Below are 15,205 nucleotides of genomic sequence, written 5' to 3'. Positions count from 1 at the left end.
TGCTGTCGTCATCAGCTTTTTTCCAGCAGCAGATCGCCATCCGGCAGGCAGGTGCAACGCCAGCCGGGCGGAACGAACGTTGTCGAGGTTTGCTCTTCCAGCACCGCCGGACCGTCGACGAATTCCCCCACCCCAAGAACGGCACGGGCAAGAAACTGTGCATCCCAGCGCTTGCCATTGAGAAGGATATCTTTGCGCTCGCGGCTGGGCGAAGCAGGCGAAACCGGCGTTTTCAGACTGGCATCGTTGCGCTGGATGATGCGTGCCCGCAAATTGACGACCTGCGTCTTCAGCGCAGGACGCGCATAGCCATAACGGCGCTTGTGCTCCTCCTGGAAAACGGCATCGATCTCGCTGGCCGAAGCAGGCTTCATGTCCCGCCACAGCGTCAGCTCGAAACCCTGCCCCGCATAACGCAGATCCAGTCCCGCCTGTATCTCATAGCTACCCGGCGCGAGGTCGAGGCGCGCGGCCTCAGCCTCGCACAGCCGCTGCAGCGCCTCTATCGCCGCCTCATCGAGAGAGGTGTCCGACAGAAGCTCCATTTTTGACGCGACGACATCGACGATCAGATCGGCAACGAGCAGCCCGAATGCGCTGGCGATGCCCGGTGCCCACGGCACCAGAATGCGCCGCATGCCCACTTCGTCGGCGACCATCGCCCCGTGCAGCGGTCCGCCGCCGCCGAAAGCAACGAGCGTGAAGTCGCGGGGATCGATGCCTCTGGCGGTGGAAATCAGACGCACCGCGCTCGCCATATTGCTGTTGACCATCTGGAGGACGGCGTCGGCAGCCGCTTGGGGCGAGGTTCCGATCCCCAGACCGGACAAAGCCGCTTGCGCCAGATCGGTGCGGAGCGCCATCTGGCCACCGAAAAAGCGCTCGGGTCGCAAGAGACCCGCCACGACCTGCGCATCGGTTACGGTAGGTAAAGTGCCGCCACGGTCATAACATGCAGGGCCAGGCACAGCTCCCGCGCTGGCCGGACCGACATTCAGATAGCCGCCCGTGTCGATGGAAGCGATGCTGCCACCGCCCGCGCCAACGGTGGCCATGTCCATGGCCGTGGTGCGGATCGGCAGACTGTCGACCACGAGCTCTGACCCGATCCGTGCCTCCAGCCTCGGAGCAATTGCCACATCGGTGCTGGTTCCGCCCATGTCGAGGGTGAGGATATCGGAAATGTCGTTGCGACGCGCAAACCAGATTGCGGCACGAACGCCCGCGGCAGGTCCTGACAACAGCATCCGCACCGCATTGGACCCGGCGGCTGCGGCCGGCATGATGCCACCATTCGACTGCATCAGGCGTAGCGCACCACCATATCCATCATCCGCCAGCGAAGTATTCAGGCGCTCGACATAACCCTTGACCACCGGCCCGACAAAAGCGTTCACGACAGTTGTGACCGTCCGCTCATATTCACGGAATTCCGGCGACACCTCGTGGCTGGTGAAAACGTCCGCCTGGGGCGCCCGCTCCGCGATAAGATCGCGCAGAAGGCGCTCATGTTCGGGCGAGCGGTAGCCATGCATCAGGCAGATGGCTATCGAGGTCACCCCATCCGCAAGCAGACCCTCCACCTCACGCCAGGTGGCCTCCTTGTCGAGCGGCAGCAGCACCTTGCCAGATGCATCGATCCGCTCCGGCACCTCACGGATCAGTCGGCGTGGAAGGGGCGGCCGCGGCTTTTCATAAAAGGCCGTGTAGATATTGCCGGTTCTGTCATGGGTGCCGATTTCGACGATGTCGCGAAATCCTTCGGTTGTCAGCAGGCCAGTGACTGCGCCCGAACGCGTCAAAAGTGCATTGGTGGCGATCGTCGAGCCATGCGTGAAACGCTTTACACCGGCAAGGGGAGCGTCAACGGAACGTACCGCATCGAGAACCGCCTTCTCGACCTGCCCGGGGGTGGAAGGGACCTTTCCGGTCACAACCGTGCCATCATCCCGCAACCAGACAAGATCAGTAAACGTCCCGCCGATCTCTACGCCAACTTGCATGCTTCCCTTACTCCCGCTGCTGCCCGTTTCTTGCCTCATGGACCGCTGCATGAGGTTTACATCCGCTCGTCACATCTGTTAAATTGAAAATTCGAGCCGATTATACGGATTTCTCAATGAATTTCTCTCATCGTGATCTCGCCCTGTTTCTGGCCGTGGCCGAGGAGCATTCCTTCACCCGTGCGGCGCTCAAGTGCAATTTGTCGCAATCCGCCCTCAGCTCGCGCATCAAGCAGATGGAAGACGAGCTCAAAGCCACGCTTTTCGACCGCACCACACGCTCAGTGGAGCTAACCAGCGAGGGGCGGATCTTCGAGGAAATGGCGCGTCGTTTGTACAATGATTTCACCGAAGTTCTGGAGAACTTTCGCGACTACGCCGAAAGACGAAAAGGTTGGGTGCGCGTTGCGGCGCTGCCCTCCGTATGCGCGGCATGGCTGCCCAGCCTCATTGCGGAGTTTCGCTCACGCTATCCTGGCATTCAGTTCTTTCTCACTGACGGCCTTTCAGAAACCTGCCTTGAGATGGTCAAGACGGGTCAGGCCGATATGGCCATAACCTCGGCGACAGGCCATGAGGACGACCTTCAGGCAATGATGTTGGGAACGGACTTCTTTCATGTCGTCTGCCCCATCGGGCATCCTCTGCTGGACAAAGAAGACATCACGGTGGAAGACTTGGCCAGCTATCCGTTCATTCACGTTTCGCGCCACAGTAGCGTGCGCCAGCATGTCGAGGCCGCTCTCGGCCCGGTGGCGATGGATGCAAGGATAGAGGTCCAGTACATGGGAACGATCGCCGGTCTCGTCGAAGCCGGCATCGGGATCACAATCGTGCCGGCGCTTTCCCTGTGGCAATTCAGGCGTCCGCAGCTTGGCTCCCGCCGGCTGACGATCCCCCGGCTCGCCCGCCCCCTTCACCTTCTGAAGCGGCGGGGACATTCTTTGTCAGCCGCGGCCAAAGCGTTTTACGATCTGCTTTTGCATGAGCGCAGCAGTTTCGAATACATCGCCCACGAAGGCGGGGCAGAAGAGTAACTCCGCGCTGGCAATTCCTGCGGCCTTCAGGCCGCAGCGGCCAATATTGCCTGCAAAGCCGCTCAACAAGCTAGCGTTCCGCGCCGGCATGCTTCGTTCTTTGAGTCATTGCCAGTGTCACACCCCAGCGAAGAACCGGATCCGGCGGAATCCACGTCGGCGCATTCATCTGGCGAACGTCGCGAATATCGTCTGAATCCAACCCCATGATCTGCTCGGCCAGCAGCTTGCCATGAACGGTTCCCTTCATGATGCCAACGCCATTACATCCGGCCGAGACATAAAGATTTTCGGCAATTTCACCAAAACAGCTTTCGGAATTCATAGTGAGCCCCAGCGCGCCGCCCCAGACATACTCAAATTTATGCGAGCGAAGACCGGGATAGCGCTGCCGGTAAAGCTCCTCAAGGCTTTCATCGACCTGCCGTCCAGACCTGTCCGCTTCATATGACTGCAGGCTGCGAACAAGGAAACGGCGACCCGATGTTCGCCGCAGCGTCGTGCCCGCACGGGCTGCCGGCAAGATTCCCCATTCGGCATCCGTTCCGTGCGCGGCAAGCTCATCATCATCCAACTCCGGGGTGATACCCGCATAAGTGTAGACGTTGAAAATCCTGTTCTTGAGAAATCCGAGCCGTTTTGCAAAGCCGTTATTCGCGATCACCATCTTGTTGGCGCGAACCCGCCTGTTGAGCAGCTCGATCGTGAACGGACCCTTGCCCGAAACCGACGAGACCGGCGCCCCCTCCAGCAATATCACATTGGGCGGCAAGCTATCGGCAAGCCCGCGCACCAGCGCCGCCGGCTGGACAAAAACATTATGTCCCGTGTGAAATGCATATTTGTAGTAAGGGGATCCGATCCGGCGTGCAAATTCCGCTTGCGGAATCTCGTCCCAGCGAAGGCCACATGCCTGATATCGCTCCGCCAGAGCTCTGATATTGGCCACGCCCTCATCGGTGGCAGCGGCGTGATATTTCCCAACATCGTTCCAGCCGCACTCTATCGAGGCATCGCTTACGATCTGCCTGAGCCAGGCAAGCCCGCCATCAAATATCTCAAACTGTCGCGTCGCCTTTTTGACTGCCTGCGCATCGGTGTCGGCCGCGGTGAGGGGAGCTGTCAGAACAAAGCCTGAATTGCGCCCTGAGGTCCCCTCCCCGATCTGAGTTGCCTCGAGCAGAAGGATTGTTGCTGACGAATTCAGTTCGGCAAGCCGGCGCGCGACCGCGAGACCGGTATAGCCAGCACCAACAACCACATACTCATAGGAAGCCTCCAGCGTGATCTGGTCTTTTGGGATGCGTGGCGGCAACAGCGCGTTCCATCCCGACGGCCTTTCAAATATCGGGTACGTGGATGGACGAGGCATATCGATCTCTCCGTCATTGCCAGCACGCCAACATGCCGGGTGAATAAGCCTGCGCGCATATGAACACGCCCGCCGAGGCCATCAGTGAACATCTCGATAATGACACTGGCGTCCTGCAGGAAGTAATACAAAGTCCAGCTCGATTGAGAAGAAAAGCCAATCAATACACGTCCGGATGGCATGCAGGCGCAATAGGTTGCACCGCGTAAAACTCCCGTGCGGTCAATATCTTGGGGCCAAGGGATACTGTATGTCATCCCCTCGCACATCCTCAGCGCCACATCCCGCCAACGCGGCCAGTCGGTTGCCACCTGGTCGCATCTCTTGATTTCTGCGCTGATTGCGCAACGATTCATCCTTGTGCGGCAGCGCCGCTTCCTGAGCTCTCTTCAGAAGACTGAAGTAAAGAACCGACAACCGGGAGAATGTCGATGCCTGCCCATGACCCCACCATCCGCCGCATCCACGCCCGAACGAACCACGTTTGTTACGGGATGGGTCTGGGGATCATCGTCCTCGACGACGTTTATCCCGGTTTTCCCGGCGATGTTCGCAATGCCAGTGCCTATCCCTTCCCGATCCAGTACGAGATCGCCGAAGGCGTTGACATCGCAAGCCTTGTACGGGGGCCGTTCAGGGACGATCTTCTGGCCCCGGTCCTGAAGGCAGCACGCAGGCTGGAGCGAATGGGATGCCGGGCGATCGCGGCCGAATGCGGCTACTTCGCGTGGTTTCAGGAAGAGATAGCAGATTCCGTCTCTGTTGCCGTTTTTGCGTCCAGTCTGCTTCAGGTGTCCCTTGCCCAGATGGTGTGCGGTTCAAAACAGATCGTCGGTATCCTCGTTGCTTCCTCCCGCCATCTGGAGGGCCGTCATCTGACCTCAGTCGGCGTGGCGCCTGGGTCGAACTATGTCGTCCATGGCGCGGGAGACGATGGAAAGACCCCGCAATTTGCAAGCCTGTGGAACAAGGATCTGCGTCCGCAAACTCCGACCGCCGAATACGAACTCGCTGAAGCCGATATTGTAAGGGTCGCGCGGGATTTTGCCGCTGCGCATCCGGATATGGGAGCAATGGTGCTGGAATGCACCGGTTTCCAACCTTTCGCCCGGGCAATACAGCAGGAGATCGGGATGCCGGTATTCAGCTGGTCGACCTTGCTGGACTATGCCTATTCCGTTGCGGTTCACCGCGACTTCTACGGCCATGTGTGATCCTGCCCGTCAAAGGGGATCGCTGGCAAGGAGTGCGTCCACAATCGCGATCATCTTTCTCTTCAATGCCGATTTAGCTGTTTCATCAATCAATCCAGCCGGAATTGCCATTTAATATCGCCGCGGCAGCAAGGTATTGAATGTGGCTGAGGAAAGGCTAGTCGACGGACCTTTCCGATGCCTGTCACAGGACCGCAGGGAGGAAGTCGACGCCTGATTCATGGAGGAAACTATGTCACTCAAAGCAGGGATGCTGGCTTTGGCATCAGGCGTGTGCGTGCTGTCGGCCCAGACGCTTGCAAGCGAATTGCGCGTGGCGATCCCCGGCGACATGCGCTCTCACATTCCGGCAGGCAGTACCGAGCCGGCCAGCACCATTCCACTTTCGCACGTCTATGAAGGTCTGGTGGGCTGGACGGAAGACGGCACGGTTGCCCCCATGCTGGCAGAAAATCTGCCGGAAATCTCCGAGGATGGGCGAACCTACACGTTCACCTTGCGTGAAAACCTGAAGTTCCACGACGGCAGTGATCTGACTGCGCAAAGCGTGGTCGATTCATGGAATTTTCTGCTTGATCCGAAAGCGGCATGGTCCTGCCGCACCTATTTCAATGGCAGTGGCGCCGTCAAAATAACGAACATTTCGGCCCACGAACCACGCAAGGTCAGCTTCGAACTTGAACAACCGGCCACGACCTTCCTTGTTCAGATGGCAAGATCCGACTGCGGCTCGGCGGGCATCATGGCAAAAGCAGTCGTAGATGCCGGCGGAAAAACCGACAGGCCGATCGGCACCGGTCCTTACGAGGTCACCGAGATCAATCCCGGCCGTTTCATCACCATGAAGCGGTTCGACGACTATATTGAACGACAGGAGCCGATGAGCGGCTATGTGGGCAAAAAAGCGCGGCTCATCGACACCATCAAACTGGTCGTCATCCCGGACCCGGCAGCGGCCGTTGCGGCACTTAAAGCCGACGAAATCGATGTCTGGTACCGGATCGAAATGCGCTACCTGCAGGATCTGCAGCAGGACAATGCCATTCATCTGTCCAGCGCCAGGCTGCCGTCCTTCTACACCTTGCCGCTCCAGTCGACCAGGACAGTGCTGGAGAATCCGTTGCTGAGGCAGGCGATGAACTATGCAATCAACCGCGAAGAAATGACCGGCGCACTGACGGAAGGGCGTGCGTCACCGAGTTCGTCGATCATTCCTGCATCGTCGCAGTTCTTCGATATATCGGAGGCCCATGGGTTCACGTATGATCCGGAACGGGCACGCCAGCTCATCAAGGAAGCGGGCTATGATGGCAGTCTCATAACGATAAGCACGAACAAGAATTACGCCATCATGTATGAGACCGGCGTGATGGTTCAGGCTTATCTTCAGGATGTAGGGCTCAATGCGGAAGTTGAAGTTCTGGATTTTGCTTCGCAGCTGCCGAAATATTTTAGCGGCGAGTACGACCTTATGACTTTCAACTATGCCATTACGCTGGATTCTGCGCTGACCGTTGATCGGTTCACAGGTATGCGTGCCGCTGACGCATCAAAAGTATGGAACAACGCCGAAGCTCGGCAGCTGGTGACCCAGCTCGTCGCCACGCCCGTATCGGAACGCCGTTCTCTGTACGAAAAATTGCACTCACTTTACATGGCGGATCCGGGACTTCTCATATGGGCCAGCGGTGAAGTCACCACTGCGTACAGGGATCGCGTCAAGAACTATGGCGCCTGGGCCGGGGAACAGCCGCGTTTCTGGGGCGTATCGCTGGAGTAGACAAGGACTGGTATCAGTTGCGCTGCGCCCATTCTTTCCTCCGAGTGTGGTAAAGCAGACAGCCTGGTGCGGTCAGGTTGTTTGACGTACAGTCGCGCGGACGCTGTGAACTGAATTCAGGCGATCTGTAGCGCAGCGGTTGTCCATTCGGCCATGGCGCCCTAACGGAAGGATCGGATTTGGGTTGCAGAGCGGTTGACCTGGCGGGAACGAAGTGGTTTCGGCCAACTGAGAAGATCGAGACGAAATACTGCAGCGATCCGATCGACCGTAACCCTCGCCGGGTTCGTTCCCGCTTTCGGAATGGCAGATGAGAATTCTCTACTCTGTTGTTCAGACCCTTGTGAGCGCGATGCTCGACATGTGCCGTGACCTGGCGCCTGGCGGCACCACAGGATCGCAGCTTGTCGGTGATGATGCGCTTGACGCCAAGCCCTGCTCGCATCAAGGCTGGGCTGCGCCGTGCCGGCCATGAGGAGAAGGCCGCGCCTGAAACGAATACCTACAGTTTCGCGGACTTCGAGGTCGATCCGCAACTGCGCCGCGTCACGCGCTATGACGGCGCTGAAGTGAACCTGACCGGCGCCGAATTCGATCTCCTGAACACGTTTCTTGACCGTCCCGGCCGGCTCCTATCACGCGACCATTTGCTCGATCTGACGCAAGGCCGCGGCCGCGATCCACTGGATCGCTCGATCGATGCCCTGATGAGAGCCGGCTTCGGCGCAAACTTGGAGAAAGCCAAGGGCAAGCCGGTGTCCAAGACATGCGTAATGGCGGATACTAGCTCACCGTGCCGGTGAAAATGCAGGCAGTGACGCGATGTCTGCGCAACCGCTTCGTCGTGTTGCTGATCGTCGCGATCGTGACGGTTGTCGGTCTCGCGACATTTGCCGCCAGTCGCGCCCTGCGTCCGCCTGGTCCCGAAACCACGATGGAGGTGGTAGCGCATCAAGTCCATTTCCTGACAGGTCTGGTGCAACGGAACAGACACGACGCGATTGCGCTCGGCACAGACTCTCGCACGCAGCCGGCGCAAGGCAACTAAATCGAAGGCATGTCACGCTTCCGGACGAGAGCGCTTGGTAAAGCCGGGAGGCAATAACCGATTTCGTCACCCAGCCCACACCTCGACACTGGTGATTGCGTCCGTCGAGCTCGGTGTCGGCGACTGTCAGGCTGCCCCTTGCCGAGAGCAGGGAAAGCCTTTGACCTGAAGCTCCAGGTCAAGGCGTCAGCGGCGAAGGATTGCATTCCATCAGGCACGCTTGCGATCCATCAACAGCTTGCCCCTTGTACAGAGAAGAAGCCGCTCTGACATGATCGAAAGCGGCGAGCTGTGCTCGACATGCATGCTGAAACCGCCTAAAGAACGGGACGAAGAAGCGTGAGCGCAGCGATACGTCGCCGTCTCGGTTGCGGCGAAAGCGACACTCGCCACAGTTGCTGGAAAACACGAACCGGCAGGCGCGAAGATTTTTCCCCGGGCAGAGTCCCGATTGCCACTCCCCATTCGTCAAGACAGTGAGCGGATCTGTCATCCGCTCCCTGCAACAAATCGCGGCGCCTTGAACGCCGACTGAACGGGGGCTTTCATGGCTATGAAGAGACTACGGAGATTGACATTCGGACATCCCGGCCATCGGCGGTTTGCTCTGATGGCCAGCACCATGCTGGCGCTCACCTGGACGGTTCCGGCAGTCGCCCAAAGCACAGCCCCGGCGCATTCGGCCCAGCAACCCATCTCGGTTCCGGCCGGCCCCCTGACTCCCGCGCTCAACCGGCTTGCCGCGCAGTCCGGACTGCAGATCCTGTTCGATGCTGATCTGGCGCGAGGCAAGACCACACGCGGTGCCAGTGGCAATCTCACGCCGGCTCAGGCGCTCAATGCCGTTCTTGGCGGAACCGGCCTGAGCGCCCGTTTCGCCGGTGGCAATCAGGTCGTGCTATCCATCAGTGCCGCTTCCGCCAGCGACACAAATTACGCTGCCTCCATAGCGGGCGCGACAATGCTCGCTCCCATCATCATCTACGGTTCGCGTGACACCACGACGCTTGGCAGGTCGGCATCGAGCGTCAACGTCGTAACCGCACGAGACATCGAAGGCGGCAGCATCCGCACGCTCCAGGATAGCTTCCGCCGTATGGGCAACGTCATGGACGGCGCGGATGCCAATTCCGGTTTCGTCATTCGCGGCATGAGCTCGGAAGGTTTCGTTCCCGGAGGCACCCCGGTCGGGTCGCTCTACGTCGACGGCGTCCTGCAGACACGCTGGAATGCCCGCCGCGCGCCGAGATCCCTGTGGGATGTGGAGCAGGTCGAAGTCTATCGCGGTCCTCAATCGACGCTCAGCGGCCGCGCCGCCACGACGGGCGCGATCTACATCAAGTCGAAGGATCCCGTCTTCGAAAAGGAGGCCGCACTTTCGGCGACGGTCGGAAACAACAGCAGGGTTGGCGGCGCCTTCATGGTCAACACGCCACTTGTCGAGGACCAGATCGCCCTGCGCATGTCCGGCACCTACGAGCGCAGCAAGACGCCCATCAACATGCCGACATATGAGAGCTTTGCGAGGTTCGACGACTTTTCGACGGACCTGAGCTACAACATCCGCGGCAAGCTCCTGTTCGAACCGGCGGAAATGCCGGAAACGAAGGCGCTGCTCTCCTATGTCTTCTCCAAGGAAAATCCGGTCACCAATTTCATCGGGATCAAACCGGGTGAGTATGATTTCGACGATTTCCGCGGCGATTTCTTTTCCATACCGAACGATGCCGAATACCGCCCGCACAAGATGCACAGCGTCGGCCTCGAAATAACACATGATTTTTCGGAAACGCTGCGGCTGACCTCGCTGACCGGCCTGAATGACGGCGCGACCGTGCGCAAGTCGATCGAAACCGGAGAACCGGGTTATTCGACAAGCCGGCACGGCACGGTCGACGACACGCTGCTGTCACAGGAATTGCGCCTGAACTACGAGGCAGACCGCTGGCAATGGGTCGCGGGCCTCTACGGCAGCTACCAGAGCACCGATTCCGATCTGATAATCGTGGCTCCCTTCTCGCCGCTGCCGCTTGCACGGCAGCATCAGACCATCTATGGCCGCACAACCAATCTGGCGGTCTTTGGCGAGGCCACCTATGAATTCGTGCCGACCTGGGACGTCACACTCGGCGGGCGGCTCGATTATCTGCGCAGCAGGGACGAAGCCTATGTCTCGGTCGCGCATCCGGTCACCGGCACCGTGCTTGCTTCGGGCAGCGGCGTCCCGGTCATCGAAGAAGTGCACTTCGTTCCGAAAGTGGGCATATCGAAGAGCTTCGACGACAATCACCGGGTGGGCCTCACTTACTCGCAAGGCTTCAGAAGCGGCGGCTACTACATCAACACCCGCAGCAGGGCAGTCTTTACCTATGAGCCGGAGAAAGCGCACAGCTTCGAGCTGTTCTACAAGGGCCGCCTGCTCGACGACCGGCTGGCGCTGAATGCGAATCTGTTCCTGACGCAGTACAAAGACCAGCAGATCGAGGTTCGGCCCGACCCGTTCAATGCGGCATATCGGGAAACGCGTAATGCGGCGGAATCGCGGGCCTGGGGCTTCGAAATCGAGCCCACATGGCAGGTGACCCCCGCCTTCTCCGCATTCGCCTCGATCGGGTATCTTAACGCGAAGTTCGAACGTTTCGACCTGGGGCCGACCTATGGCGACTTGTCCGGCGAGCGCCTGCCGAACGCCCCCGAATGGACCGTCGGCTTCGGCGGGCGGTACGATTTCGACAACGGCTTCTATGTCGGCGCCGACGCGAAATACACCTCGGGTTCCAAGGCGATCTTCGGTGTCGCCCCGCAGGATTCGCTCGACTCCCGCTTCATCGTCAACGCACAGATCGGCTTCGTCCAGGACAACTGGGAAATCAATGTCTTCGCCGAGAATCTGCTGGACGAGATCTATTTCACCGGCACGGATGTGGACGCCATACCCGCTTACGCCCAGCTCGGCCCGAGGCGATCCGTCGGGCTCAACGTCAAGGCAAGGTTCTGACCTTTACGGGAGCGGGATAACAATTCCGCTCCCGGCGGCCGGCGCCAGCGGGCGGAAAACTCGCCATGGCGCCGAAGCGGAAGTTGCCTCCCAAGAGAACCTCAGGACGAAGCGCGTCGAAGAATTAAGGGTCACCGATCCTTCAGTTCGAAGGCAGGAAACTGTTGCGCAACTGCAACACGGGCCGAGATTAATTCCCAGGCAAACGGCCATTTCATTCGACCTCGAATTCCGTTGCCGAACCGATTCCTGCAACGAAATCAGACATAAACATGACTTCTTGTATCCACTTTAACCAGCTGTGTGCTTTGGTCAGTTGAAATGATCTAACCTGCTGCTATTGCACGTCTTTGCACTCCCGCTAAGCATGATGTGCCGTTGCATTGGCGGCAATTCAATCGGCGGGTGCCGACGGGTTGGAAGCGAGGGGAATGCAGGAACGCGGTTGCGCCCGCTTCCGTGTCCGAAGCCACCGGACGTCGGCCTACTTGCTGGAAGCGATCGGGGACGAAAGCGAAGCGATGCCAACCCTGTCCGGCTCTGTTTCCTTGAGCGACATCGACAGCAACGAATTGCTGAACCGCGCGATCGAGGACTATTACGAGGAGATAGTGGCGGCGGCTGGCCGACGCAGCCGGTCACGCGCGACAGCACTCGACATCGTACACGATCTTTATCTGAAGCTCGCCAGCCAGCCGGACGTTCTTCGCGACAAGCACTCGGTCAAGGCCTATCTGTGCCGGGCTGCCGTCAATCTGGGCATTGACCGTTTCCGTCGCGAACGCTTCGAGGCGCATCTGTTTTCCGGCAGCGAGCAGGAGGCGCGTTCCATCGCGGCGGAAGACGCCTCGCCTGATCGTGCATTGGAGATCGAGGCGCGCATCGCGATCCTTCGCGAAGCGATCTCCGAGTTGCCCGAACGCCGGCGTGCCGCCTTCATCCTGTACCGGCTGCACCAGCTCTCACCGGACGAGATCGCCGTCCGGCTAAGGATCTCGCGCAACATGGTCGACCGGCACTTGCGGCGGGCGCTCAGCCATTGCCTGGAACGGCTGACGACGATAGAAAAGGACCTGTCCGTCTGGTCATGGAACCGTTGAGCATGGCCATTGCGCCGGCCCGGACAGCCTCCGGCGAAAGACCATGTCATAGTCTTCGTGAGGGCGCTTCCAACGTCCCAAATCGGCGGGTTTGTTCGTCTCCAGAGTGAGGCAGCAGGATTTAGGGAAGCGACCATGCCGGCCAGACGAGCGACGCGCGCTGAGCGAAAACGCCATGAAGAGGCCGCCGACTGGATTCTGCGCAACAGAAATGCAGGGCAAGCTGCCGCCGACAAGGCGGCTTTCCGGCAATGGCTTGGCGGCGACCCGGACAACCGCCGGGTCTATGCGGCTGCCGAACGCCTGATGGGCGAGGCCCGCATCGCCATCGAATCCGATCCGGCCTTGCGCGATTTCGAGGTGAATCCGCGCAGCGCAGCCAAACCGATTGTCGGCTCCCTTCTTGTCCTGCTCCTTGCCGGCTCGCTGTTCATGATGCTCGACGGCCCCATGCGCCTTCGCGCGGACGTGATCGCCCGAACCGGCGAAATGCCGCTCATCACGCTCGAAGACGGTTCTTCCGTGCAGCTCAACGCCTCATCCGCGCTAGCCCATGATTTTGACGGGAGCGTCCGCACTGTCCGGCTGCTGCGCGGGCAGGCATATTTCGATGTGGCGCCCGATCCCGGCCGGCCTTTCCGGGTGGAAGCCGGCGACGTGCGCATCACCGCCCTTGGCACGGCGTTCGACGTGCGGCTGGGTGATACGGAAACGGATGTCACGGTCACGCACAGTGCGGTGCAGGTGGACATTGCAGACGCAGAAAATACCTCCATTCGCATCAGCGAAGGCGAACAGGCGATATATGACCCCGCAACGCGGGCCAGCGCAGTCAGACAGGCCGACGGCATGATGGCGGTAGCATGGCGGCGCGGACAACTCGTCGTCGACAATGCGCCGCTCTCCTATGTAGTCGAGGAGATGCGCCGCCACTTCTATGGCCGCATCGTCATCGCGCCCAGCGAGCTGGCGCAGCGGCGGGTCAGCGGAACGATGGCGGTCACAAACACCGATGCCGCGCTCGCCTTCCTCGAACAGGCCCTCGGCATCCGAACCAACCATGTCGGTCCCCTGATCGTCATCCGCAACTGAGTGGGCTGGCGATCAGGTCCTGTGGCAGGAACGGATCGTTGCTGTCATCCTTCGGTCTCCGGCAAGCATTGTTGAAGGTGATTACGAGGTTGTGCCGCAAATTCGACGTCAACGAAGCTGATGTTATGGATGGCGCTCCTTGTACTCAGGTGCTTCCATGTTTTCAGGCCGTCATTTCAACCGTTCGGTGATCCTGCTTTGCGTACGCTGGTACTTGGCCTAAAATCTGAGCCTGCGCGATCTGGAAGAGATGATGGCCGAACGGGGTATTCGCGTTGACCATTCCACGATCCACCGCTGGGTCATTCGTTTCTCGCCGCTGTTGCTGGAGCAGCTCAATCACCGGAGGCGTGCCGTCACCGGCAAATGGCATATCGATGAGACCTATGTGCGGGTTCGGGGTCGCTGGATGTATCTGTACCGCGCCATCGACAGCCTCGGCGACACGGTCGAATTCCTCTTCAGCGAGTATCGTGACCTGTTGGCCGCCAAGCGCTTCATCCGCAAGGCTTTGAAGCGGCATGGCCGGCCGGATCGCATTATCATTGACGGCAGCCAGACGAACCGGGAGGCAATCATTGCCTGCGACAGTCAAAACCGGTTGCGTGACCGTTCGCGGTTAACGTTGTAGCCGATCCGCATCCGACAAAGCCAGTATCTCAACAATCGCATTGAGCAGGATCATCGCCGCATCAAACGCCGAATACGATCTATGCTTGGCTGCAAGTCGTTGACCTGCGCCGCCACCATCCTTTCCGGCATTGAGATGGTGCACATGATGCGCAAACGACAGCCGAGGTATGCCTTCAATCCGGCGCCGTCACTTGCCGAACAGTTCGAAATCCTTGCTGCATAATGCTGTCGACCTTGGGTTCATTTCATCCCAAGATCGAATTTGCGACATAGCCTTCAGGCCTTCTTCGACAATCCAGCGATTGCCCACGTTACGTCCGACCTGCACCGGCCTGAGTTCGGCCAGCTTCGCGTCCGTCACCACATAGACCTGCGAGCGCCCGCCGGAATCGCGCTGGATCGCCTGCTGCGGAACGGCGACCGCGTTCTGCTCGACGCCCTGGTCGATCAACACGCGCACATACATGCCGGTCAACAGGTCGCCTTCGGGATTGGGAAATTCGCCGCGAAGCGTCACCTGCCAGGTGGTCGCGTTGACGGCTGCTTCAAGAAAGAGGAGACGGCCAGCGTGGGCATATTCGCCGCCATCGTCGAGGCGAAGCAGAACCCGCGCCTCCCCCGATCTAGCATTGGTGAGGGCGCCGTTTTCAAGCCCGCGGCGAAGACGCAGAAGTTCGTTCGCCGATTGGGTGAAATCCACATAAACCGGGTCGAGCTGCTGGATGGTGGCCAAGCTTTCGGCGCTGTTGGCGCTAACGAGCGCGCCCTGCGGGCCGAAGGTATGACCCCGCAAGCCCTTGCCGACGCCACCTGGCGCGACCAGATGAAAGCCACCGGCGAAGCCCCGACGCAGGCCTTCGCCGCAAGGCTTCTGGCCGCCGGCTACCACGGATTGCTGGTGCGCAGCTTCGCCCATGGCGCGAGCGAT

General features: G+C 59.7%; 12 protein-coding genes and 2 pseudogenes. 10 read left to right on the top strand and 4 right to left on the bottom strand.

What is annotated here, in order from left to right; translation table 11 throughout:
• Positions 1–11: 11 nt before the first annotated feature.
• On the bottom strand, positions 12–2,003 hold the full coding sequence (locus HNR59_RS20300; RefSeq protein WP_183833101.1) for a hydantoinase/oxoprolinase family protein: 1,992 nt from the start codon (positions 2,001–2,003) through the stop codon (positions 12–14).
• Between the two features lie 83 nt (positions 2,004–2,086).
• Between HNR59_RS20300 and HNR59_RS20295 the strand changes: the two genes are divergently transcribed.
• Entirely contained in the window at positions 2,087–3,040 is a 954-nt protein-coding gene (locus HNR59_RS20295; protein ID WP_210307509.1) for a LysR family transcriptional regulator, read from the top strand.
• 70 nt (positions 3,041–3,110) lie between these two features.
• On the opposite strand, the gene HNR59_RS20290 is transcribed toward HNR59_RS20295, so the two are convergent.
• Positions 3,111–4,355 (bottom strand): NAD(P)/FAD-dependent oxidoreductase, encoded by a 1,245-nt coding sequence (locus HNR59_RS20290; protein WP_183833099.1) that lies wholly within the window; start codon positions 4,353–4,355, stop codon positions 3,111–3,113.
• Between the two features lie 488 nt (positions 4,356–4,843).
• Here HNR59_RS20290 and HNR59_RS20285 point away from each other — a divergent pair, with 488 nt between their 5' ends.
• Both HNR59_RS20285 and HNR59_RS20280 read left to right on the top strand, forming a co-directional pair.
• Entirely contained in the window at positions 4,844–5,626 is a 783-nt protein-coding gene (locus HNR59_RS20285; RefSeq protein WP_210307507.1) for an aspartate/glutamate racemase family protein, read from the top strand.
• Positions 5,627–5,858: 232 nt separating this feature from the next.
• On the top strand, positions 5,859–7,406 hold the full coding sequence (locus HNR59_RS20280; protein ID WP_183833095.1) for an ABC transporter substrate-binding protein: 1,548 nt from the start codon (positions 5,859–5,861) through the stop codon (positions 7,404–7,406).
• Positions 7,407–7,611: 205 nt separating this feature from the next.
• On the opposite strand, the pseudogene HNR59_RS20870 reads toward HNR59_RS20280, so the two are convergent.
• Positions 7,612–7,854, bottom strand: a pseudogene (locus HNR59_RS20870) (DDE-type integrase/transposase/recombinase); the annotation flags it as partial.
• Here HNR59_RS20870 and HNR59_RS20270 point away from each other — a divergent pair.
• The 6 genes and pseudogenes from HNR59_RS20270 (at position 7,820) to HNR59_RS20245 (ending at position 14,500) form a co-directional block, all read left to right on the top strand.
• On the top strand, positions 7,820–8,209 hold the full coding sequence (locus HNR59_RS20270) for a winged helix-turn-helix domain-containing protein (RefSeq protein WP_343060882.1): 390 nt from the start codon (positions 7,820–7,822) through the stop codon (positions 8,207–8,209). The pseudogene HNR59_RS20870 and the gene HNR59_RS20270 overlap by 35 nt on opposite strands.
• Entirely contained in the window at positions 8,200–8,454 is a 255-nt protein-coding gene (locus HNR59_RS20265) for a hypothetical protein (RefSeq protein ID WP_183833091.1), read from the top strand. Before HNR59_RS20270 ends, HNR59_RS20265 begins: the two co-directional genes overlap by 10 nt.
• 610 nt (positions 8,455–9,064) lie before the next feature.
• Entirely contained in the window at positions 9,065–11,452 is a 2,388-nt protein-coding gene (locus HNR59_RS20260; RefSeq protein ID WP_246374892.1) for a TonB-dependent receptor, read from the top strand.
• Between the two features lie 521 nt (positions 11,453–11,973).
• Positions 11,974–12,552: an RNA polymerase sigma factor gene (locus tag HNR59_RS20255; protein ID WP_183833158.1), complete on the top strand. Its 579-nt coding sequence runs from the start codon at positions 11,974–11,976 to the stop codon at positions 12,550–12,552.
• A gap of 135 nt (positions 12,553–12,687) precedes the next feature.
• Positions 12,688–13,644: a FecR family protein gene (locus tag HNR59_RS20250; protein WP_183833089.1), complete on the top strand. Its 957-nt coding sequence runs from the start codon at positions 12,688–12,690 to the stop codon at positions 13,642–13,644.
• A gap of 157 nt (positions 13,645–13,801) precedes the next feature.
• Positions 13,802–14,500, top strand: a pseudogene (locus HNR59_RS20245) (IS6 family transposase).
• Here HNR59_RS20245 and HNR59_RS20240 read toward each other — a convergent pair.
• Complete coding sequence (locus tag HNR59_RS20240) at positions 14,465–15,010, bottom strand: efflux RND transporter periplasmic adaptor subunit (protein WP_484477026.1); 546 nt, start codon at positions 15,008–15,010, stop codon at positions 14,465–14,467. The pseudogene HNR59_RS20245 and the gene HNR59_RS20240 overlap by 36 nt on opposite strands.
• A gap of 48 nt (positions 15,011–15,058) precedes the next feature.
• Between HNR59_RS20240 and HNR59_RS20865 the strand changes: the two genes are divergently transcribed.
• A partial coding sequence (locus HNR59_RS20865; RefSeq protein ID WP_425488690.1) for an RES domain-containing protein occupies positions 15,059–15,205 on the top strand: 147 nt, incomplete at its 3' end.

This window comes from Aquamicrobium lusatiense (assembly GCF_014201615.1).
Lineage (GTDB): Bacteria > Pseudomonadota > Alphaproteobacteria > Rhizobiales > Rhizobiaceae > Mesorhizobium > Mesorhizobium lusatiense.
Note: the sequence above shows the minus strand (reverse complement) of the source record. Positions and strands in the feature narration are given on the sequence as shown.